The sequence below is a fragment of the Bifidobacterium sp. LH_413 genome, assembly GCF_056357015.1.
This window is the reverse complement of the sequence record NZ_JBKEVK010000003.1, coordinates 204,641-225,147: the sequence shown is the minus strand read 5'-3', so window position 1 is coordinate 225,147 and position 20,507 is coordinate 204,641. Positions and strand designations below refer to the sequence as shown.

21 protein-coding genes are annotated in these 20,507 nt (G+C 66.3%); 14 read left to right on the top strand and 7 right to left on the bottom strand.

The window, feature by feature from the left end:
- Positions 1-44: 44 nt before the first annotated feature.
- The 8 genes from atpE (at position 45) to nucS (ending at position 7,161) form a co-directional block, all read left to right on the top strand.
- Positions 45-275: an ATP synthase F0 subunit C gene (atpE, locus tag AC1AYN_RS07055; RefSeq protein WP_034528870.1), complete on the top strand. Its 231-nt coding sequence runs from the start codon at positions 45-47 to the stop codon at positions 273-275.
- 55 nt (positions 276-330) lie between these two features.
- A complete protein-coding gene (locus tag AC1AYN_RS07050) occupies positions 331-849 on the top strand; it encodes a F0F1 ATP synthase subunit B (protein ID WP_476502714.1) in 519 nt (172 codons plus the stop codon).
- A 28-nt stretch (positions 850-877) separates the two neighbouring features.
- Complete coding sequence (locus AC1AYN_RS07045; RefSeq protein ID WP_476502687.1) at positions 878-1,708, top strand: F0F1 ATP synthase subunit delta; 831 nt, start codon at positions 878-880, stop codon at positions 1,706-1,708.
- A gap of 117 nt (positions 1,709-1,825) precedes the next feature.
- The gene (atpA, locus tag AC1AYN_RS07040) at positions 1,826-3,454 is read left to right on the top strand and encodes a F0F1 ATP synthase subunit alpha (RefSeq protein WP_476502686.1); all 1,629 of its coding nucleotides are present in this window, start codon (positions 1,826-1,828) and stop codon (positions 3,452-3,454) included.
- 3 nt (positions 3,455-3,457) lie between these two features.
- Positions 3,458-4,378: a F0F1 ATP synthase subunit gamma gene (locus AC1AYN_RS07035; RefSeq protein ID WP_476532721.1), complete on the top strand. Its 921-nt coding sequence runs from the start codon at positions 3,458-3,460 to the stop codon at positions 4,376-4,378.
- A gap of 9 nt (positions 4,379-4,387) precedes the next feature.
- A complete protein-coding gene (gene atpD, locus AC1AYN_RS07030; protein ID WP_034528882.1) occupies positions 4,388-5,875 on the top strand; it encodes a F0F1 ATP synthase subunit beta in 1,488 nt (495 codons plus the stop codon).
- On the top strand, positions 5,875-6,171 hold the full coding sequence (locus AC1AYN_RS07025; protein WP_034528884.1) for a F0F1 ATP synthase subunit epsilon: 297 nt from the start codon (positions 5,875-5,877) through the stop codon (positions 6,169-6,171). The genes atpD and AC1AYN_RS07025 overlap by 1 nt, the downstream gene beginning before the upstream one ends.
- 255 nt (positions 6,172-6,426) lie before the next feature.
- The gene (nucS, locus tag AC1AYN_RS07020) at positions 6,427-7,161 is read left to right on the top strand and encodes an endonuclease NucS (RefSeq protein ID WP_476532720.1); all 735 of its coding nucleotides are present in this window, start codon (positions 6,427-6,429) and stop codon (positions 7,159-7,161) included.
- 165 nt (positions 7,162-7,326) lie between these two features.
- On the opposite strand, the gene AC1AYN_RS07015 is transcribed toward nucS, so the two are convergent.
- Complete coding sequence (locus AC1AYN_RS07015; RefSeq protein WP_476502683.1) at positions 7,327-8,319, bottom strand: FKBP-type peptidyl-prolyl cis-trans isomerase; 993 nt, start codon at positions 8,317-8,319, stop codon at positions 7,327-7,329.
- 82 nt (positions 8,320-8,401) lie between these two features.
- On the opposite strand from AC1AYN_RS07015, the gene AC1AYN_RS07010 reads away from it, so the two are divergent.
- The 3 genes from AC1AYN_RS07010 to AC1AYN_RS07000 all read left to right on the top strand — a co-directional run bounded on the left by AC1AYN_RS07010 (position 8,402) and on the right by AC1AYN_RS07000 (position 11,675).
- The gene (locus tag AC1AYN_RS07010; protein ID WP_476532719.1) at positions 8,402-9,589 is read left to right on the top strand and encodes a hypothetical protein; all 1,188 of its coding nucleotides are present in this window, start codon (positions 8,402-8,404) and stop codon (positions 9,587-9,589) included.
- Entirely contained in the window at positions 9,586-10,608 is a 1,023-nt protein-coding gene (locus tag AC1AYN_RS07005) for a DUF8094 domain-containing protein (RefSeq protein ID WP_476532718.1), read from the top strand. The genes AC1AYN_RS07010 and AC1AYN_RS07005 overlap by 4 nt, the downstream gene beginning before the upstream one ends.
- Before the next feature lie 86 nt (positions 10,609-10,694).
- Positions 10,695-11,675, top strand: coding sequence for a tetratricopeptide repeat protein (locus tag AC1AYN_RS07000; protein ID WP_476532717.1), 981 nt, complete (start codon positions 10,695-10,697; stop codon positions 11,673-11,675).
- Between the two features lie 211 nt (positions 11,676-11,886).
- Here the strand turns inward: AC1AYN_RS07000 and AC1AYN_RS06995 are convergent, their stop codons facing one another.
- The 4 genes from AC1AYN_RS06995 to AC1AYN_RS06980 form a co-directional block, all read right to left on the bottom strand.
- Positions 11,887-12,513 carry a CYTH domain-containing protein gene (locus tag AC1AYN_RS06995; protein WP_476502679.1) on the bottom strand — a complete coding sequence of 209 codons (627 nt, stop codon included), beginning with the start codon at positions 12,511-12,513 and terminating at the stop codon, positions 11,887-11,889.
- Between the two features lie 50 nt (positions 12,514-12,563).
- Positions 12,564-13,172: an urease accessory protein UreG gene (ureG, locus tag AC1AYN_RS06990; protein ID WP_476532716.1), complete on the bottom strand. Its 609-nt coding sequence runs from the start codon at positions 13,170-13,172 to the stop codon at positions 12,564-12,566.
- An 84-nt stretch (positions 13,173-13,256) separates the two neighbouring features.
- Positions 13,257-13,985 carry an urease accessory protein UreF gene (locus AC1AYN_RS06985; RefSeq protein WP_476532715.1) on the bottom strand — a complete coding sequence of 243 codons (729 nt, stop codon included), beginning with the start codon at positions 13,983-13,985 and terminating at the stop codon, positions 13,257-13,259.
- A gap of 31 nt (positions 13,986-14,016) precedes the next feature.
- On the bottom strand, positions 14,017-14,754 hold the full coding sequence (locus AC1AYN_RS06980; protein ID WP_476532714.1) for an urease accessory protein UreE: 738 nt from the start codon (positions 14,752-14,754) through the stop codon (positions 14,017-14,019).
- Positions 14,755-15,055: 301 nt separating this feature from the next.
- Here AC1AYN_RS06980 and cbiM point away from each other — a divergent pair, with 301 nt between their 5' ends.
- Genes cbiM through AC1AYN_RS06965 form a run of 3 tightly spaced genes read left to right on the top strand, consistent with a single transcriptional unit; the run spans position 15,056 to position 18,004 of the window.
- Positions 15,056-16,222, top strand: a complete 1,167-nt coding sequence (gene cbiM / locus AC1AYN_RS06975) for a cobalt transporter CbiM (protein ID WP_476532713.1) — start codon at positions 15,056-15,058, stop codon at positions 16,220-16,222.
- On the top strand, positions 16,219-17,127 hold the full coding sequence (locus AC1AYN_RS06970; RefSeq protein ID WP_476532712.1) for an energy-coupling factor transporter transmembrane component T: 909 nt from the start codon (positions 16,219-16,221) through the stop codon (positions 17,125-17,127). The genes cbiM and AC1AYN_RS06970 overlap by 4 nt, the downstream gene beginning before the upstream one ends.
- Before the next feature lie 49 nt (positions 17,128-17,176).
- Complete coding sequence (locus AC1AYN_RS06965; protein WP_476532711.1) at positions 17,177-18,004, top strand: energy-coupling factor ABC transporter ATP-binding protein; 828 nt, start codon at positions 17,177-17,179, stop codon at positions 18,002-18,004.
- A 363-nt stretch (positions 18,005-18,367) separates the two neighbouring features.
- Here the strand turns inward: AC1AYN_RS06965 and AC1AYN_RS06960 are convergent, their stop codons facing one another.
- Positions 18,368-18,964, bottom strand: coding sequence for a hypothetical protein (locus tag AC1AYN_RS06960; RefSeq protein ID WP_243394372.1), 597 nt, complete (start codon positions 18,962-18,964; stop codon positions 18,368-18,370).
- Between the two features lie 145 nt (positions 18,965-19,109).
- A complete protein-coding gene (locus AC1AYN_RS06955) occupies positions 19,110-20,318 on the bottom strand; it encodes an NUDIX hydrolase (protein ID WP_476532710.1) in 1,209 nt (402 codons plus the stop codon).
- Positions 20,319-20,507 lie beyond the last annotated feature (189 nt).

The following is a 20,507-nucleotide window of genomic DNA, read 5'->3' as shown; positions in this document are numbered from 1 at the left end:
AACAAACTGTTGCTATCACGGCAATAACCAGAAAGGAAACAACCATGGATATCGTTACCCTCGCTGCGGTTGCGGGCAACCTGAACGTCGTCGGCTACGGCCTCGCGGCCATCGGCCCCGGCATCGGTCTGGGCATCCTGATCGGCAAGACCATCGAGAGCACGGCCCGCCAGCCCGAGCTCGGCGGCCGCCTGCAGACGCTGATGTTCCTTGGTCTGGCGTTCGTCGAGGTGCTGGCGCTGCTCGGCTTCGTCGCCGCCTTCATCTTCCAGTGATCGATAGCCCATCCGAAACGAATCTCCAAGGACATGAAAGGAGGAAGACGTTATGGTGACTGAAGCCGCGAGCGGCGTCGAGCTGTTCCTGCCTGAGACCTATGACATCGTGTGGTCGCTGATCATCCTCGTCATCGTCGCCGTATTCTTCTACAAGTTCTTCCTGCCGAAGTTCCAGGCCGTGTTCGATGAGCGCGCCGCCAAGATCGAGGGTGGCATCGCCAAGGCCGAGCAGGCCCAGAAGGACGCCAACGCGGCCAAGGCCAAGTACGAGGCCCAGATGAGCGAAGCCCGCGTCGAAGCCGCGAAGATCCGCGACGACGCCCGTGCGGAAGCCTCCCACATCGTCGCCGACGCGCGCACCCGCGCCGAGGCCGATGCGGCGCAGATCACCGCCAACGCTCAGCGTTCCCTCGAATCGCAGCAGCAGCAGGCTCTCGTCTCCCTCAAGGGCGAGGTCGGCACGCTCGCCACCGCGCTGGCCGGCAAGATCCTCGGCGCCAAGCTCGAGGACAAGGACGTGCAGTCGTCGATGATCGATTCGATGCTCGACGATCTGGACGCCAAGAAGTGAACATCCGCAACGAGAAAGGGAGGTGACCATGCGAGGAGAGGCATCTCGTATTGCAGACCGCGAGTCGCGTGATTCGCTGGCCCCGAAGCTTCGCGACACCCGTGAGGACGCGTGGCGGATCGGCAACGAACTGTTCACGATCACCCGTGTGCTGGATGACAACATCGCGCTCGAGCGCGCGCTGACCGACCCGTCCCGTCCGGTCGCCGACAAGGTGGCTGTGCTCAAGGAGATCGTCGGCGACCGCGTGCACCCGATGACGATGGAGATCCTGACCGATCTGGTCGGTCGCCAGTGGAGCAAGGCCCGCCACATCGCGAACGCCGTCGAGGACTTCGGCGTCGACGCGATGATGTACTACGCGGACGCCACCGGCGCCACGCTCAAGGTGTCCATCGAGCTGTCCCAGCTGAACTCGGCGCTGCTGACCCTGCCGGTCGTGCGCGCCAAGCTGTACGACGACCAGGCCACGAGCCAGGCGCGCGTCGCGCTGTTCCGCGAGCTGTTCGGCGGCAAGGGCCTCAACAAGGTCACGATGCGTCTCGCCGAGCACGCCACGTGCAACCTGCGCCGCCGCCGCTATCTGGAGACCATCCAGTGGCTGATCAACAAGTTCTCCCGCCACATGGGCGAGTCGATGGTCACCGTGACCACCGCCACCCCGTTGACGAAGGAGCAGATCCTGCGACTGGTGAAGATCTACACGGCGAAGGTCGGACGCCCGGTGCACATCAACGCCGTGGTCGACCCGTCCGTGCTGGGCGGCATGCGCATCCAGGTCGGCGACGAGGTCACGGACAACACCGTGGTCGCGCAGCTCGAACATCTCCACCGCACGGTGAAGGCCGGCACGAACTGAGCAACGACTGACAGGCCCGCGTGCGCCGGGCGGGGCCATCGGCTTCCGCAAGCGCCGCACGGCTGAACACACAAGCAAAGACTTGCACTGAACAAGAAACCAAATGAAGGAGTGATCATGGCAGAACTGACCATCGATCCCGCCTCGGTACGCAAGGCCTTGGACGACTTCGTGTCGTCCTACCAGCCGAGCGACACTCCCACCCAGGAAGTGGGCTATGTCGCCACGGCCGGTGACGGCATCGCGCACGTGACGGGATTGCCTGGTTGCATGGCCAATGAGCTGCTGACGTTCGAAGACGGCACGCTCGGCCTGGCGTTCAACCTTGACGCCCGTGAGATCGGCGTGGTTATCCTCGGCGATTTCGCTGGAATCGAGGAAGGCCAGGAAGTGCGCCGCACCGGCGAAGTGCTCTCCGTGCCCGTCGGCGACGGCTACCTCGGCCGCGTCGTGGACCCGCTGGGCAAGCCGATCGACGGCCTCGGCGAGATCAAGAGCGAAGGCCGCCGCATCCTTGAAGCCCAGGCTCCGGACGTGATGCACCGCCACCCGGTCGACGAGCCGCTGTCCACCGGCCTCAAGGCCATCGACGCGATGACGCCGATCGGCCGCGGCCAGCGCCAGCTCATCATCGGCGACCGCCAGACCGGCAAGACCGCCATCGCGATCGACACCATCATCAACCAGAAGGCGAACTGGGAATCCGGCGATCCGAAGAAGCAGGTGCGCTGCATCTACGTCGCGGTCGGCCAGAAGGGCTCCACCATCGCCTCCGTGAAGCAGAGCCTCGAAGACGCGGGCGCCATGGAGTACACCACCATCGTGGCCTCCCCGGCCTCCGATTCCGCTGGCTTCAAGTACATCGCCCCGTACACCGGATCGGCCATCGGCCAGCACTGGATGTACAACGGCAAGCACGTCCTCATCGTCTTCGACGATCTGTCGAAGCAGGCCGAGGCGTACCGATCGATCTCCCTGCTGCTCCGTCGTCCGCCGGGGCGCGAGGCCTACCCGGGTGACGTCTTCTATCTGCACTCCCGTCTGCTCGAACGCTGCGCGAAGGTCTCCGACGACCTCGGCGGCGGCTCGATGACGGGTCTGCCGATCGTCGAGACGAAGGCGAACGACGTGTCCGCCTACATCCCGACCAACGTGATCTCCATCACCGACGGCCAGATCTTCCTTCAGTCCGATCTGTTCAACGCCAACCAGCGTCCCGCCGTGGACGTCGGCATCTCGGTCTCCCGAGTCGGCGGCGCCGCACAGACCAAGGCTCTCAAGAAGGTCTCCGGCACGCTGAAGATCTCCCTGGCGCAGTACCGTTCGCTGGAATCCTTCGCCATGTTCGCGTCCGATCTGGATGCGGCGTCCAAGGCCCAGCTGACCCGTGGCGCCCACCTGACCGAGCTGTTGAAGCAGCCGCAGTTCCATCCGTACTCGATGGAGCAGGAGGTCGTGTCCGTCTGGACCGGCACCCACGGCAAGCTCGACGACCTCGAGCTCAAGGACGTGCTGCCCTTCGAGCAGGGTCTGCTGGACTACCTCGATCACAACACCGACATCCTCAAGACCATCCGCGAGACCGAGGACTTCACCGCCGACACCGAGGCGGAGCTGGCCAAGGCCGTCGATGCGTTCCGTGCGACCTTCGTGTCGTCCACCGGCAAGCCGCTGGTCGACAAGAAGCCGGACGTGTCCAAGGCCGCCCCGGTCGAGCAGGAAAAGATCGTGGCGGGAGAGAAGTAAGCCATGGGCTCGCAACTCGCATTGAAATCACGCATCCACTCCACCGAGTCGTTGGAGAAGATCTTCAACGCCCAGGAGATGATCGCGTCTTCGCACATCGCCAAGGCCCGTGACGTCGCCTTGAACGCGAAGCCGTACACCGATGCGATTTTCGATGCCGTGCAAGCGTTGGTGGCACACACCCATATCACGCATCCGATCGCGGTGAAGGACGAGAACAACCCGCGCGTGGCCGTTCTCGCCCTCACCTCGGATCGTGGCATGGCCGGCCCGTACACCTCTTCGATCATCCGCGAGACCGAGTCGCTGCTGGCTCGTCTCGAGGATGCCGGCAAGAAGCCGGAGCTGTTCGTGTACGGGCGTCGCGGTTCGACGTACTACAAGTACCGCAACCGCGACGTCGCGGCCACATGGGAGGGCGACACCGACCAGCCCGGCGTGGAAATCGCTGAGACGATCTCCAACGCTCTGATGGACGCCTATATGAAGCCGGCGGACCAGGGCGGAGTCTCCGAACTCTACATCGTCTACACCGAGTTCATCAACATGGTGGTCCAGAAGGTTCGCGTGCTGCGCATGCTGCCCGTCGAGATCGTGGGCGCGCCGACGACGCGCGCGTCCGAGGAGGAGTCCTCCGATTCGGACGACGTTTCGCCGCTGTACGCCTTCGAGCCGAGCCTGGACGAGGTGCTGGATGCGATTCTGCCGAAGTACATCCAGTCCCGCATCCACGAGTGCCTGCTGACCGCCGCCGCCTCCGAGACGGCGAGCCGTCAGAACGCCATGCACACGGCTACGGACAACGCACGCAATCTGATCGACGATCTCACGCGCAAGCTCAACGCCTCGCGTCAGGCCTCGATCACGCAGGAACTTACCGAGATCATCGGCAGCGCCGACGCGCTGAATACAAAGGAAGAGTAGGAACGCACTATGGCTGAGAATCAGACCACTGTGGCTTCCGAGAGCAACGGCGAGCCGATTCACGGACGCGTCACCCGAGTCCAGGGTTCGGTCATCGACGTTGAGTTCCCGGTGGGCCATCTGCCCGACATCTACAACGCCCTGAAGGTGACGATCGTCAACACGGGCGCCAAGGAGGAAGGCGAGGCCAAGTCGACCACGATCACCCTCGAGGTCGAACAGCACCTCGGCGACTCCACCGTGCGCTGCGTCGCGCTGAAGCCGACCGACGGCCTGGTGCGCGGCGCCTCCGTGTTCGACACGGGCGCGCCGATCTCCGTGCCGGTCGGCGACGTGACCAAGGGCCACGTCTTCGACGTCGCGGGCAACGTGCTCAACAAGAAGCCGGACGAGACTATCACCGTGACCGAGCGTTGGCCGATCCACCGCAACCCGCCGGCGTTCGACCAGCTGGAGTCCAAGACCCAGATGTTCGAGACCGGCATCAAGGTCATCGATCTTCTGACCCCGTACGTGCAGGGCGGCAAGATCGGTCTGTTCGGCGGCGCAGGCGTCGGCAAGACCGTCCTCATCCAGGAGATGATCCAGCGCGTGGCGCAGAACCACGGCGGTGTCTCCGTGTTCGCCGGCGTCGGCGAGCGTACCCGTGAGGGCAACGATCTGATCGGCGAGATGGACGAGGCCGGCGTTCTCGAGAAGACCGCCCTGGTCTTCGGCCAGATGGACGAGCAGCCGGGCACCCGTCTGCGCGTGCCGCTGACCGCACTGACTATGGCCGAGTACTTCCGCGACGTGCAGAACCAGGACGTGCTGCTGTTCATCGACAACATCTTCCGCTTCACGCAGGCCGGTTCCGAGGTGTCCACGCTGCTGGGCCGTATGCCTTCCGCCGTGGGCTACCAGCCGAACCTGGCCGACGAGATGGGCGCGCTTCAGGAGCGCATCACCTCGACGCGAGGCCACTCCATCACCTCGCTGCAGGCCATCTACGTGCCGGCCGATGATTACACCGACCCGGCCCCGGCCACGACCTTCGCCCACCTCGACGCGACGACCGAGCTTTCCCGTGATATCGCCTCGAAGGGCATCTACCCGGCCGTGGACCCGCTGAGCTCCACGTCGCGAATCCTCGATCCGCGTTACGTCGGCCAGAAGCACTACGAGTGCGCCAACCGCGTCAAGGCGATTCTGCAGCGTAACAAGGAGCTGCAGGACATCATCGCCCTGATCGGCATCGACGAGCTCTCCGAAGAGGACAAGACCACCGTCAACCGCGCCCGCCGCATCGAGCAGTTCCTCGGCCAGAACTTCTACGTGGCCGAGAAGTTCACCGGTCGCCCGGGCTCCTACGTGCCGGCCGACGAGACCATCGAGGCCTTCACCCGCATCTGCGACGGCGTGTACGACGACGTCCCGGAGCAGGCGTTCTCCGGCATCGGCGGCATCGACGATCTCGAGGAGAAGTGGCACAAGATGCAGAAGGAACTGGGTGCGTGATGGCAGGATCGGAAAAGACCACGATGAAGGTGAACATCGTCGCGGCCGACCACCCCGTGTGGCACGGCGAGGCGAAAAGCGTGACCATCCCCGCCTCCGAAGGCGGCATGGGCATCCTGCCGAACCATGAGCCGGTGCTCACGGTCATCAAGCAGGGTACGCTCACTGTGGTCGAGCCCGACGATGCCCGTCACACGTTCGAGGTGACCGACGGATTCATCTCCTTCGACTCGAACAAGCTGACCGTCGCGGTCGAACGCGGCCACGACGTGCAGTACTCCGGTCCCGAGCAGTGAGTCCGGGTCCCATTGACCCGTTGATTCGCTGACCGGCATCGCGAGACCCCTTCGAAGCCCCCTCACTTTGCGTGAGGGGGCTTTCTCGTCCCATGGTGCGGCAACACACTTTCTCCATATCCCCGGAATCATGCGGTTTTCGGCGACCGCACCATGGGAGTTTTACCGCACCATGGGAGTTGCGCCGGGGGTGTGAGTGGGTTGTGGGTGAGGTGTGGTGAGTGGGGTGGGGAGGATGCGGTACAGTGAGCCGTTATGCGCATTCTTGTGGCCGATTGCTCGGCGGAATACTCCGGACGACTCAACGCATCCCTGCCGTTCGCCAGGCGCGTCCTGCTCATCAAGGCGGACAACAGCCTGCTGATCTTCTCCGAACTCGGCTCGTACAAGCCGCTGAACTGGATGAGCGCCCCTTGTACGATCCGCGAGATCGTCCCGGAAGCGGGGGAGAAGGGCGCGGACGCGACGGATGCGGACGCGACGGATGCAACCGCACCGCAGCCCGAGAAGGTGCTGCGCGTCACGGCGGACAAGTCGTCGGACATCCTGGAAGTCACGCTGTACCACGTGTATTCGGACGAAAGCTATGATCTGGGCGTCGACCCCGGTCTCGTCAAGGACGGTGTCGAGGACCATCTCCAGCAGTACCTCGCCGAACAGATCCACCGCATCGGCGACGGCGCGAAACTCGTGCGCCGCGAATACCCGACCGCCATCGGCCCGGTCGACATCATGGCCGTCAACGCGGACGGCGAACACGTCGCCATCGAGATCAAACGCCACGGTGGCATCGACGGCGTCGAACAGCTCACCCGGTACTGCGAACTGCTGAACCGCGACCCGCTGCTCGCCCCCGTGCACGGCATCTTCGCCGCGCAGACCATCACCCCGCAGGCGCGCGTCCTCGCCGAGGACCGCGGCTTCCGCTGCCTGATTCTCGACTACGAGGAGATGAAGGGTGCTGAGGACGACTCCCTGCGTCTGTTCTGAACAGGCCGTGATGGCGCGTCGGCCGCGTTGCTCCTCGGTCGACGTGCCTGCGCACGCCTTCCCTCGGTGCGCCTTGCCGACACGCGCATCACGGCCCGTTCCAGCCCAACAGCAAAGCCCCCTCTGACGAGGGGGCTGCCATGTGGGACGTGATCGTGCGACCGATCAGTAGGCGCCGAGGATGTCGATGACGAAGACGAGGGTCGAGTTCGCGGGGATTGAACCCTGGGCGGTGTCGCCATACGCCTTGTCCGGCGGGATGATGAGCAGCACCTGCGAGCCGACGGTCTGGCCGCGCAGACCCTCCTGCCAGCCGGTGATCACCTGATGCTGGCCGTTCGTCGAATCGCTGAACAGGTCGGCGTCGAGCGTCGTGTTCTTCGACCAGGAGGAGTCGAACTGTGTGCCGTCGGTCAGCCAGCCCGTGTACTTGACGACCGCGGTGTTGTCCTTGGTGAGCTCCTTGCCCTTGCCCTTGACGAGCGTCTGCACGACCAGCGAATCCACGGAGCCCTGGCCGTTCATGTCGATGGACGGCTTGCCGTTCTTGGCGCGCGTCACCTTCGGCAGGTTCGACGGGATGTCGGTCACGACGTCGCCGGTGGCCTTGGTCAGGTCCTTGGAGCGGGAGACGAGCGTGTAGGCGAGCAGGTAGGACGTGCCGGAGCTGTTCGAGTCGTTGACGCCGAACACGATCGTCGAGTTGAGCTTCAGTCCCACCATCTTCGTGTACGGCGGGATCTGCTTGAGGTTCGAGTCGGACAGCTGGATCGAGCAGTCGGGCGTGTTCTTCTCCCACGAGCTCATCAGCTCGGAGCCGTCCTTCGCGTTGATCGCGATGCCCTGGGCGCACACGCGGTCGCCCTTTTCGATGGTCTCGCCGTCGCCGTTCTGCACGACCGCGTACGTGTTGTTCTGCACGGTCATCGGCGTCTTGAACTTGATGCTCGGCTTCGAGCCGAGATCGCCGGTCGCCGTCACGCCGGCGATCTGGTCCATCTTCGTCGACGAGGAGCTGGAGGAGGAATCGGACGAGGACTTCGAGGAGTCCTTCGAATCGGAGTTCGAACCGCCGCACGCGGCGAGCGTCGCGCACATGGCGAGCGAGCAGATGGCCGCCAGAGCGGTGCGGATCACGGAATGAGAAGTGTTGCGCATGGGCACCACCCTAGCCGCCAACCGCGATTTTCCCGCCGTTCCCACCCGGCTTTCAGGCCTGGCTTGTAGAATGGCGCTCATTATGAGTGTTGAGGAATCCAAGAACGAGAACGAGCGCGCGGACGAGGCCGGCCGCAAGGACGGCCGCACTCCGCACGATCGGCGCCGCGCGACCATCATGCGCGGCGTGGTCACGCCGTTCGTCGGCCTCCTGGCCGTCGCGGCGATCGTCGTCGGCGTGCTGAACGCCACGATCTGGCAGCCGAGCCGCATTATCACCACCGATGCCAAGGTCAGCGGCTCCCGCTACATCGTCACCGATCCGAACGTGCTCGGACTGGTCGACAGCACCGTGAACATGAACGTGGACGCGGGCGGCGGCGACGTGTGCGTCGCGACCGCCTCGTCGAAGGACGCCTCCGGGTGGCTGTCCGGCGCCGCCTACACGCGCGTCACCGGACTGGCCGACTGGGCGACGCTGTCCACCGAGAAGGCGGACGGCGGCCAGGACGAGAGCGCCTCGGGCGCCGCGTCCGCCACCGGCGACTCCACCGAAGTCGCGTTCAAGGACTCCGACATGTGGACCGCCGTCAAGTGCGGCAAGGGCGAGGTCACGATGAAGGCGACGTCGCGCAGCTCCACCGACGTCGCGATCGTCGACCTCGGCTCGTCGACCGCCGCCGACGTGTCGTTCACGTGGACGCGCCGCACGCTGCCCGACTACGCGACCCCGCTGTACTTCATCGGCGGACTGCTCGCCGTGCTCGCCGTGTTCACCGCCACCGTCTTCGCGATGCCGCCGCACAAGCGCCGCAAGCGCCACGTCGAAAGCGCCCCGGTCGAGCCCGAGGAGGAGGTGTCGATCGGCGCGGCCGTCGCCGGCAGCCTCGGTCTCAGCCCGAGCTACGAGCCGAAGACGAAACGCGGCGGGCGCGGCCGTCGCCGCCGCCACGCCGTCGGCACCGACACGGGCACGATCGAGCCGGTGAAGGTCGATTCGCCGGTGGTCGTCGATCCGACGTCGCGTAATCTCGTCGCCGACGCGGCGGGCGCGGCCGATGCCGCCGCCACGCCGCAGCCGGCCGCCGCCGCGCAACCGGACGTCAACGACGAGGCGACGTCCGTGATCTCCCCCGACGAACTGCAGGCGTACTTCGCGCGTCTCGCGCAGGAGGTCGGCGGCGACGGTTCGGATGATTCCGGCGATTCGGGTGCGGCCGGAGACGCCGCGACCGACGACACGACCACGGACGGGGAGGAGAACCGATGACGAAACGTATGGGAACCATCGCGGCGAAACTCACGGCGCTCACCCTCGCCGCCGGCATGCTCGTCTCGCTCGGCGCGTGCGAAGGACAGGTGCCGAAGGTCGCGACCGCGGAATCCGCGGCCCGCACGCCCGACCTGACCGTCGCGCAGGAGAAGAGGATCCGCACGGACATCCTCGACGTGATCGATGCGGCGAACGAGTCGAAGAACGTGGACGGACTCGCCGCGCGACTGACCGGACCGCAGCTCGAGGTGCGCACCAGCGAACTCACCATCGCCGCCGCGACCGGCACGCTCGACGCGAAGGCGACGATCCCGCGCAAGATCACGCAGACCGTCATCCCCGTCGACGACGGATGGCCGCGCACCGTGTTCACGATCACGACGACCACCGAGGACCAGCAGTCGAAGCGACTGCTCGTCATGACGCAGAATTCCGCGCGCGAGAACTACAAGCTGTGGGGCGTGGCCCGCCTGTTCCAGGGCGCGAAGCTGCCGAAGTTCGAAGTGCCGAAGCTCGGCACCGAGATGGGCACCGCGAAGGACACCAAGCTCGTCGCGACCCCCCAGGACGCGGTGGACTGGTACACCGACCTGCTCAACAACGGCGACTCCAGCCAGTACAAGGACAAGTTCGCCGACGATCTGTTCCGCTCCGACCTCCAGCAGCTGAACGCCACCGTGCAGCAGGGCATGGAGGCGAACAAGGGCACACAGGAACAGGAGTTCACCGCGCCGAAGAACCAGCTCGCGATCATGCGGTCCACGGACGGCGGCGACCTGGTCGTCGCGCGCATCGACTCCACCTGGACGCGCCAAGCCGGCGAGGGCCGCGAATCGCTGCCCGCCTCCGACCAGGAGAAGGCGCTGTTCGGCGACGGCAAGGCCACCAGCACGATGAAGGTCACGTACGTGAACGTGATCGCCATGTACATCCCGCCGGCCGGCGCCACCGGCGACGCCGCGAAGATCACCGCCGTCGGCGCCGAACGCCAGCCCGTCAAGGTCGAAGCGCTGTAGTGAACGCTGTAGGCGAAGCGGGGATGCCGTCACTAAGATGAGTGGCGGCATCTTTTTGTATTCTCACGACAAGTTGGAGGCGTGGCATGGCCGATCAGCCGAAGTTCAATCCCGGGGTCTCGTTGGCGGGAGCCGTCGATCTCGAGGCGCTCGCGCATCAGGTGAAGGCCGAGCCCGGCCAGGAGGGCGGCGCGCCCGCGGCCGGCGGCTACGTGATCGACACCACGGAGAACACGTTCCAGGCGATGGTGCAGACCTCCGCCACGTTCCCGATCCTGCTGCTCCTGTGGATCCCCACCGACGACCGTCTCTTCCCGATGGCGCGCGCGCTCGCCGACGCGGTGAACGCGATGAACGGCCAGATCCAGCTCTCCCGCATCGACATCAACGAGAATCCGTCGATCGCCCAGGCGCTGCAGGTGCAGGGCGCGCCCGCGCTGTTCGCTCTGATCGGCGGCTGTCCGATGCCGCTGCTGCAGGGCCTGCCCTCCGATGACGAGCTCGACCAGATCAAGACGCAGGTGCTGCCGAAGATCGTCGCGATGGCGCAGCAGTCCGGCGTGACCGGCACCGCCCCATACTCGGGCGACCCGTCCGCGGCGGGCGCCGACGGTTCCGGCACGGACGGCGCGGGTGCCGCCGCGGCCGCCGTCGTGCCGCCGGAGCATCAGGAGGCGCATCAGCTGGCGCAGGCCGGCGACTACGCGGGTGCCGCCGCCGCGTACGGCAGGGTGCTTGAATCCGATCCGAACGACGCGCTCGCCGCTCGCGAACGCGCCAAGGCGCTGCTGCTCGCGCGTTCGGCCGACGCCGACGTGCGCGAGGTGCGCGCCGCCGCCGCGGCCGCGCCGGATGACGTGGAGGCCCAGCTCGCCGTGGCGGACATCGACATGATCGGCGGGCAGATCCAGGACGCCTTCGACCGTCTGCTCGACTTCGTGGCCGCCGGCCACAAGGCCGACATCGAGCCGGTGCGCAAGCGTCTGCTCGAATACTTCGCGATTCCCGAGCCGACCGACGCCCGCCTCAAGGCCGCCCGCCGACGCCTCGCCACGCTCATGTACTGATTTCCGCTTCCTTGCCTCCCTCTGACGAGGGAGGTGGCCGCCGTAGGCGGTCGGAGGGAGAGAAACGGAAGTGACCGTAGGCCGCGGGAATGTCGCATCGACCGAGGCCGATGCCGTTTCCTGCGGCCTACGGCCGTGGTCTCTCCCCCAGTCCGCTTCGCGGACAGCCCCCTCGTCAGAGGGGGCCGGGTGCGCGGTCTGCCCGCCTCGTTCACTCCATTTTGTTCTTGCCGAAGAACTGTTGGAATTGGGGGCCGGTGGCGGCGAGTTCGCGCTCGAAATCGTCCTTCCATTCGCCGAATGGGCGACCGGCGAGACCATCGTTGTTGAAGCGCGGCTGGTCGGTGATCTCGGTGACGCAGAATTTCGGGATCGTGAGATTCGTGACGGGCGTGGCGCGCTCCGCCTCGGCGACGATGAGCGGCGCGTTCGCCCCGCCGAACACGTCCACGCTCCACCCGTCCTCCGCGATCCACACGGAATACCGGTTCTTGATGATCGGCCTGCCGCCCCGCCGCACCAGTTCGACGGCGATGCGCGTGTCGATCTCACGTTCCGCCTCATAGCGTGTGCCGCCCACGGACGGCCCTTTCACGGTGACGTAGGCGCGTTCGAAATCGTCGCAATGCTCCTCGAGCACCGCGCGCGGGTCGAGGTCGGGCGTCATGTCGATGCGCACACGTCGCGTCTTCAGGCGCACGCGCAGCGCATAGTTGTCCTCATAGACGAAATAGCTTTGCAGGATGAGGGCGGGTGCATCGCCGTCATCGTATTCGGGCGGCAGTTCACGACAGAAGAACCGCCGCTCGAACTCGAATTCGCTCACAGTCTCGGACATAATCCCAGTGTAGCTTTCACGGCGTCATATTCGCCCGATATCGCCGCGGATCACATGCCTTCGAACAGCACGCTCTTCTTGATCCAGTCGATCACGTCGTCGACGCCCGCGCCGCCCATCAGGTCGGTGAAGATGAACGGGCGGTCGCCGCGCATCTTCCTGGAATCGCGGGCCATCACGTCGAGGTCGGCGTGCACGAGCGGCGCGAGATCGGCCTTGTTGATGACGAGCAGGTCGGAGCGCGTCACGCCCGGACCGCCCTTGCGCGGGATCTTGTCGCCCTCGTCGGTGGCGATCACGTAGATCGTCGCGTCGGCGAGGTCCGGGCTGAACGTGGCGGACAGGTTGTCGCCGCCGGACTCGACGAACATGATCTCGACGTCCGGGTGGGTGCGCGCCATCTCCTCGCACGCCTCCAGGTTCATCGAGCAGTCCTCGCGGATCGCGGTGTGCGGGCAGCCGCCGGTCTCCACGCCGACGATGCGGTCCGGCGCGAGGCGCGAATGTTCGATGAGGAATTCGGCGTCCTCCTTCGTGTAGATGTCGTTGGTGACGACGCAGATGCTGTAGTCGTCGGCCATCTTGCGGGTGAGGCGTTCGATGAGCGCGGTCTTGCCGGAACCGACCGGGCCGGCCACGCCGATGCGCACGTAGGACATATGTGCTCCTTGGGTTGGTAGATGGATGTGGGTTGCGTGTTGTGGTTTTGTGGTTTGTTTTTTGGTTGGTGATTGCGGATCGCGTCAGCTCATGTACAGGCGCGAGTACAGCGTCTCGTGCTGCATCGCGGCGATGTCGAGGAACGCGCCGGAGATGCCCAGGTCGTCCGGTCCGAGCGTCATCGCGATGTCGACGGCGCGCACGAGCCGTGGGAACGAATCGTGCAACGCGACCTGGCCCGCGTACTGGCTCAGTGGAATCGCCTTCGCCGCGCACATGGTGAGCGCGCTCAGCAACGAATAGCCGTACATGATGGCCGCGTCGCGGATGTCCGGCGCATGGTCGGCCGCGTACAGGCCCATCGCGATCGAATGCAGCCCGCGGCAGCGTTTCGCGCGGATGAGTTCCGCGTACAGGCCGAGCTTGGGGGAGTGTTCGAGTCCCGGATCCATCTCGCTGGCGAGCTTGATGAGGCGCGTGCACATGCGCTCGCCGCCCTCGCGGATCTCACGCGCCGACTGCAGCGCGCCCGACAGCTCGTCGAGCGCGGCGAGCCGTTTCGTGAGCCCGTTGCGCGACAGCCGCGCGTCGGTGGCCGCTCTGCCGGCGAGCACCATCTGCCCGATCTCCTTGTACGGCGCGACCTCGAGATAGTTCTTCATGTACTGCTCGAAGTCGGGGCCGCGGCGCAGGAAATCACGCTGCACGAAGGTCTCCATGCCGTTGGACAGCGCGAACGCGCCCACAGGGAAGACGCTGTCGCACACCTGCAGCATGGCGAGGCGGCGTGCCTCGGTCTCGTTGACGTTCATGGTTTCGGCTTTCCTGGGGCGGAATCGGGAATCAGTGCGTGTGCCAGGTGCGGCCGCCGTCGTGGCTGTGCGAGCCGTCCGGGCGGTGCAGCACGCCGTTCGACTCGTATTCGCCCGGCTTGAGCTGGTACGGGTGGTCGGCATCGACGCCGGGCTCCTCGACGACATGATGGTGGTGATGGCCGTGCTCGTCGGCGTGCTCATGCTCGGCGTGATCGTCGTGCTTCCCGCCGGCCTCCTGCGCGGCCCACGCGGCGTCCGCCTCGGCTTCCTGCTCCTCCTCGGCCACGTCGCCCGTCGTCTTGTTCGTGCCGGGGATGATCGTGCCCGAACCGGCGTGTGCCTTGACGATGAGGAATCCGTCGAACCCGCCCTCGATGATGTGCGGCTCGTAGCCGATCTTCTTCGTGTACTCCATCGTCGGATGGTCGTAGGGGACGAGCACGCGGTCGTCCTCCACCTTGAGGCTCAGATGGCGGTTGCCGAGCTCGAAGCACAGGCGGCCCATCTCCTTCATCGAGTCCACGGGGATCTCGATGAGCTGCGCGGTGCGGATACGCGCGAAATAGCGCTTGTCGTCGGTCTCGGCGAGCACGTCGCCGTCCTTGATGGTGCGGCCCACCATGATGCCGAACTCGGTGCCGTCCTCGGCGACCTTGCGCATGCGCTTCTTGTCCGTCTCGAACCAGTCGAACGCGATCGGCACGGCGAGCTTGCCGTCGTCATACCGCTGGCTGATGATGTTGCCGGTGATCTCCTTGGCGATCATCCGCCCTCCTTCAGTGTCGGGGTGCATGGCCGTCCGACTGCCGGGCGGCGATCTGCGAACAGTGTAGGAGCGTCGCCGCGCGCGCATGTAACGGATGGGAATCATCGGGGAAATATCGCCGGAAAATGCCGTCCGGCATATGGACGGCTCGCGTCCGCGCATCGGCGTTTCGCAATGATTGCAACGGGCGGCGGGCCGCCGGACCCTGCCCGAATCACGGATGTGATATTACGTCACACGATACGACACGAAACCCACGAACCGAAGCGGAACCGACCGCGGCGGAGCAGAAGGAGCGCGCATGATCACCGACACCCCATCCGCACAGGCCGCCACGCTGGCGATGCACATCCCCGACAACTTCGTCTCGCCGTCCACCGGCGCGTTGTTCTGGGCCGTCATGATTCCGATCTGGGTGCTGTGCCTGCGTCATGTCATGCGTGATGCCACGCCGGAGCGGATGGCGTACCTGGGTGCCGGCGCCGCGTTCTCCTTCCTCATCATGATGTTCAACGTGCCCACGCCCGGCGGCACCACCGCGCACGGCGTCGGTGGCGCGCTCATCGCGCTCCTGCTCGGACCGCAGTACGCGACCGTCGCCGTGTCCGTCGCGCTGCTGCTGCAGGCGCTCCTCTTCGGCGACGGCGGCATCATCACGCTCGGCGCGAACTGCTTCAACATGGCTGTCGTGCTGCCGTTCGCCGCATACGGCATCGCCGCGGCGGGTCGTGGCGTCGCGCGTCTCGCCGCCGGACGCCGCGACGGCGCGAACGCGCGTGCGCGTCGCGACGGCACCGCGCGCGCGGCCGGCCGCGTCGCGACGTTCCTCGCCGGCTACGTGGGCCTCACCCTCGCCGCCCTGTGCGTGGCGCTCGAACTCGGCGCGCAGCCACTGCTCTTCCACGACGCCGACGGACAGGCGCTCTACTTCCCGTTCCCGTTCGCCGTCACCATTCCCGCGATGCTCGTGCCGCACCTCGCCGTCGCCGGCGTCGTCGAAGGACTGCTCACCGTGGTCGTCGTCGAATTCGTGCGGCGCACCGCACCCGAGATCATCGCGACGGGCGTGGGCGGCACCGATGCCGTGACGGTTCGTGGGGAACGTGACGGACTTGTCGGACATGACGAACGTGATGGCCGCGACGGATTGCGGCGCAGCGCGTGGATCGCGCTCGGCGTCGTCGCGCTGCTCTCGCCGATCGGACTCATCGCCACCGGCGACGCATGGGGTGAATGGGGAGCCGAGGACTTCATGACCGCGACCGGACTCGACTACGTGCCGCGGTACATCGCGCACGGATTCAGCTGGAACGCGCTCCTGCCCGACTACGCGCTCGCCGGGCTGCCGGACGTCGCCGGATACCTGCTGAGCGCCGTGATCGGCATCGCCGTGCTCGCCATCGTCTTCCGCCTGCTCGCCTTCGCCGTGCGCGGGCGTGCGCGGCGCAAGGCCGTGTCCGCGGCATGACCGGCGAGACGGACGCGCGCTTGACCGGACATTCGACCGGGTGTTTGGCCGAGCGCCTGGCCGGGCCGACGACTGGCGGCGAGACCGATGCCGTGACGATTCCCGCGTGGCTGCGCGCGTCCGAACGCTACGATCCGCCCACGGACCGGTCCACGTTCATCGAACGCAATCTCGCGCGGCTGGGCGGCATGCTCGGACAGGTCGGCGCGCCCGTGTCGGTCGCGGGCAGTCCGTTCGACCGCGCGCTGGGGCGGGTCTCGCCCGGACTGCGGCTCGTCGGCATCATCGCGATCATCGTCTGCGTGAACGCGACGCGCGGCATGGCGTTCTCCTATGCGGCGCTCGCGCTCGTGCTCGTCATGCTGGCGGCGCGGCCGGCGCGGCTCATCCTGGCGATTCTCAGGCCGGCGTTCGCCGTGACCCTGCTGAGCGTCGTGATCGGGCTGCCGGCGCTGCTCGTCGGACAATCCGGGGCGGTCGTGGTGCGGCTCGCCGTGCGCGCGTTCGTCGCCGTCGCGCTCGTGGTCGCGCTCGCGCGCACCGTCGCGTGGAACCGGCTGCTCGCCGGGCTGCGTGGCGTGGGCGTGCCGGACAGCGTCGTGTACGTGTGCGACGTGACCATCCAGTTCATCGACATCCTCGGGCGGTCCATGGTGGGGCTGCTCGACGCGTTGCGGTTGCGTAGCGTCGGGCGGGACCGGCGCAAGATGATGTCCGCGGGGCGTGTGATCGGCGCCGTGTTCCTGCGGGCGCACGTCGAGGCGAAGGCCATGGCCGAGGCGATGACCTGCCGCGGGTTCGACGGGCGGTACCATGTGCGGCGCGAACCGCTGGCCACTTGGGCGAACGCGGCGTATGCGGCGGTCGTGGCGGTCGTGGCGGCGGTGGCCGTGGTATTGGGATGATGGATGTGGTGATGAAGACGATGGTGAGGGGCTGTTATGGAGGTGGTCGATGATGGCTGACGGGGCGCTTCGCGAGGATGCGATTCGAGATGACGCGTTCGGCGCGGGGAAGTCGGGTGCGGCTGGAACGACCGGAACGGCTGACATGGCTGACATGGCTGGCGCGGCTGGCGCGGCTGGAACGGCTGGGATGCCGCTGGTGGAGTTGGAGCATATCGGATTCTCGTACCGCGATCCGTATGACGATGGTTCGCATGCGGTGCTGCGCGATTTCTCGCTGACCATCATGCGCGGCGAGTGCGTGGCGCTGCTCGGCCCGAACGGGGTGGGCAAGACCACGATCATGCGCATCATCAACGCGTTGGAGTTCCCCGATGCTGGCGAATACCGGTTCGCTGGCACGCCGGTGACGCGCGCGGCCGTCGAGGCGCGGAACAGCCGGTTCGCGAAGGCGCTGCACCAGCGCGTCGGATTCGTGTTCCAGAACTCGGATACACAGCTGTTCTGCCCGTCCGTCGAGGAGGAGATCGCGTTCGGACCGATGCAGATGGGATTGCCGGATGACGAGGTGGCGCGGCGCGTGGACGACATGGTGGCGTTGTTCGGATTGGAACGTCTGCGCGGCCGCGCGCCCTACCGGCTGTCCGGCGGCGAGAAGAAGCGCGTCGCCATCGCGTGCTGCCTGTCGATGAACCCGGATCTGCTCGTGCTCGACGAGCCCACCGACGGCTTGGACGAGCGCAACACCGATGTGGTGGTGCGCGTGCTGCGCGCGTTCGCGGATGCCGGAAAGACCGTGCTGCTCTCCACCCACCACCACGACATCGTGGAACGTCTCGCCGCGCGCGTGGTACAGGTCACACCGCTGGAGGAGTGAGTCAGAAGAGACAAAAGAGAAAGCGCCGAACCGTGAAAGCGCCTGTCGGCGCAAGGGCTGACGCGTCGAGCGGGGAATCCGGTGGATTCCCCGTAGCGTCAGCCTGAGTGAGCCGACAGGCGAACGAAGGCAGAATTGAGGCTTCGCGTAGCGAAGTCCGTAATTGCAAGGCCCGAAGGGGCTCGCGGCGGCGGATTCCGTGTGCGCGGCGTGGCATGAGCTTGTCAATGCTTATACTGTTATCCGCGTCGGGCCGTGCTTAAGCCCCGGGCTCCATTTTTTGCCGCCGCGAGCGGCCCTTGCGCCGACAGGCGCTTTCACGGTTCGGCGCTTTTCTTTTTGCTTTTTTCTTTTTTCTTTCCGCTACTCCAGCTTGCCGCGCCGCCAGAGGTTCGCGGCGTGGTGGAAGTCCTTGGCGGTGACGAACAGGTTCGCGGCCGTGTGCATGAGCCGCGCCGCCTTGTCGGCGTTCGACTTGGCGCCCAGCGTGGCGGCCTGTTCGGCGAGATGCTTCGCCTCGATGCGCAGTCCCAGCGCCACCACGTCGGTGAACGCGGCCGCGCGTTCCATCGCCACGGCGAAATCGCCGGTGAACGCGCCGGACAGAATCGAATCGGCGAGACGCGCGATGTCGTCCTCGGTCGGCGCCTGGTCGACGCCGGCGATCGCGGAGGCGGACGTCGCGACTGGCTCGCCGACGCGCCACAGCCGCGCAATCGCGTCGCGGTGCGTGCGCATCCACGTGCGCAGCATGTACAGGCGCCACAGCACGCCGGGCAGCGTGTCCGCCGGCGACGAGCTCCACAGTTCGGCGATGTCGTCCACTCCTTCGCGCTCGACGACGGTGAGCACGCGCGCGACGACCGCCGGATCCTCGCTGTGGCGCACGCGGTCGAGCAGCGCGGAGGCGGAGGAGTGCGCGATCTCGTTGACGACGCCCGGGTCGTTGCCGCCCGCCATCTGCTCAAGCAGGGCGGGGGCGAGCTGGCCGGGGCGCGACGGGCGCGGCGCGGAGCCGGGCGTGGGCACGAAGCCGGAGCGGGAGGCGAGCACGGAGCCGTTGCCCGTGTTGCCGGTGATTCCGGCGGTTCCTGTGGTGGGGAAGCTAGTAGACAAGCGGAATGACCTTCTGGATATCGATGATGCGGGGGCCCCTCGGCGTGGCGATGGCGAACAGCGCGAGCGCGCTGCCGGTGGGCATGTAGGGCGACTTGGCGATCAGACGCTTCGCGAGCGAATCGGAGACGCACAAGGCGCGCAGATGGTCGAATATACCACCGATCACCGGCCGGTGCATGCAGACCGCGGCCGGATTGCGGTGTTTGAGCGCATAGTCGATCTCGGACTTGAAACATTCCCATGCGGCCTGCGGGTCGGCGGCGAACGCGTCCTCGGTGAGCGGGTCGAGTTTGACCATGTCGCGGCCGGTCTGCCAGGAGAACGTCTCCAGGGTCTCCATGCAGCGGATCCATGGGGAGGTGGCGAGGCGCACCGGGTTGAAGCAGGCGAGTTCGTGGCTCAGGGCGAACGCGGCGGCGGCTCCGCGCGGTGTGATCGGACGGTTCGCGTCCGTGCCCTTCCAGGATTTGCGGGCCTCCGCCTTGCCATGGCGCACGAGAATGACCGGCACCGCGTCGGCCGCGCCCTCCTGGAGGCGGTCGATGAACAGGGCGAGGATCTCCTTGTCCGTGGAATGGGTGAGCTTCTTGCGCGCCTTGTCCGGGGTGAGCCATATTACGTCGTCGATCTCGCCCACATCGGCGCGGTGTACGGGACCGAGTGCGGCGGTGCGCTTGAGCTTGTCGACGGGGGAGATGGCGGTGGCCATCCAGAAGCGGATGTGCTTCGTGTTCACGTCGGGAGCGTAGTTCTTCGTGTGGCGGCGCTTGCTGCCTTCTTCGGACTGCGGGTATTCGACGTCGCCGAGGTACGGGCCGAGCGCGACGGGCAGGCCGGTCTCCTCGCCGATCTCACGCACGGCGGCGTGCATATGCGATTCGTTCGGGTCGACCTTGCCTTTCGGCCAGCTCCAGTCGTCGTATTTCGGGCGGTGTACGAGGCAGACTTCGATGTCGTCGAACCGCGGGGTGCCGAATGCTGGGGAGGCGGTGGAAGCGGTGGTTGCGGAATTTTCCGTGGTGGTTGCGTTGCTTGCGGCGACGTCCGTGGGGATTGCGGTCGTCGCGGGGACCGCGGCGGTGGCCGTGGCCGTGATCACGGAGGAGCCTTCGTCGGCGCGTCGTCGCGCAACGTCGTCAGGAAGACGGCGACGTCTGTAGAGGATTCCGCCGGCCGCTTCCACGATCTTGCTCATTTTCTTGTTCACCCTTCGATTGTACGCAGGGTCGCAGGCGGGGGCTCGCGTAGGACTCTACGTAGTTTTCCCGCTGCAACGACGAAGGCCGACCCATATCGGGTCGGCCTTCATTTGCGTTAACGTTCACGAATTCCGGGTTTCATCATACGCCGTTTGGCGCGAATCCGTCGCGCCGGTGGCCAAAGG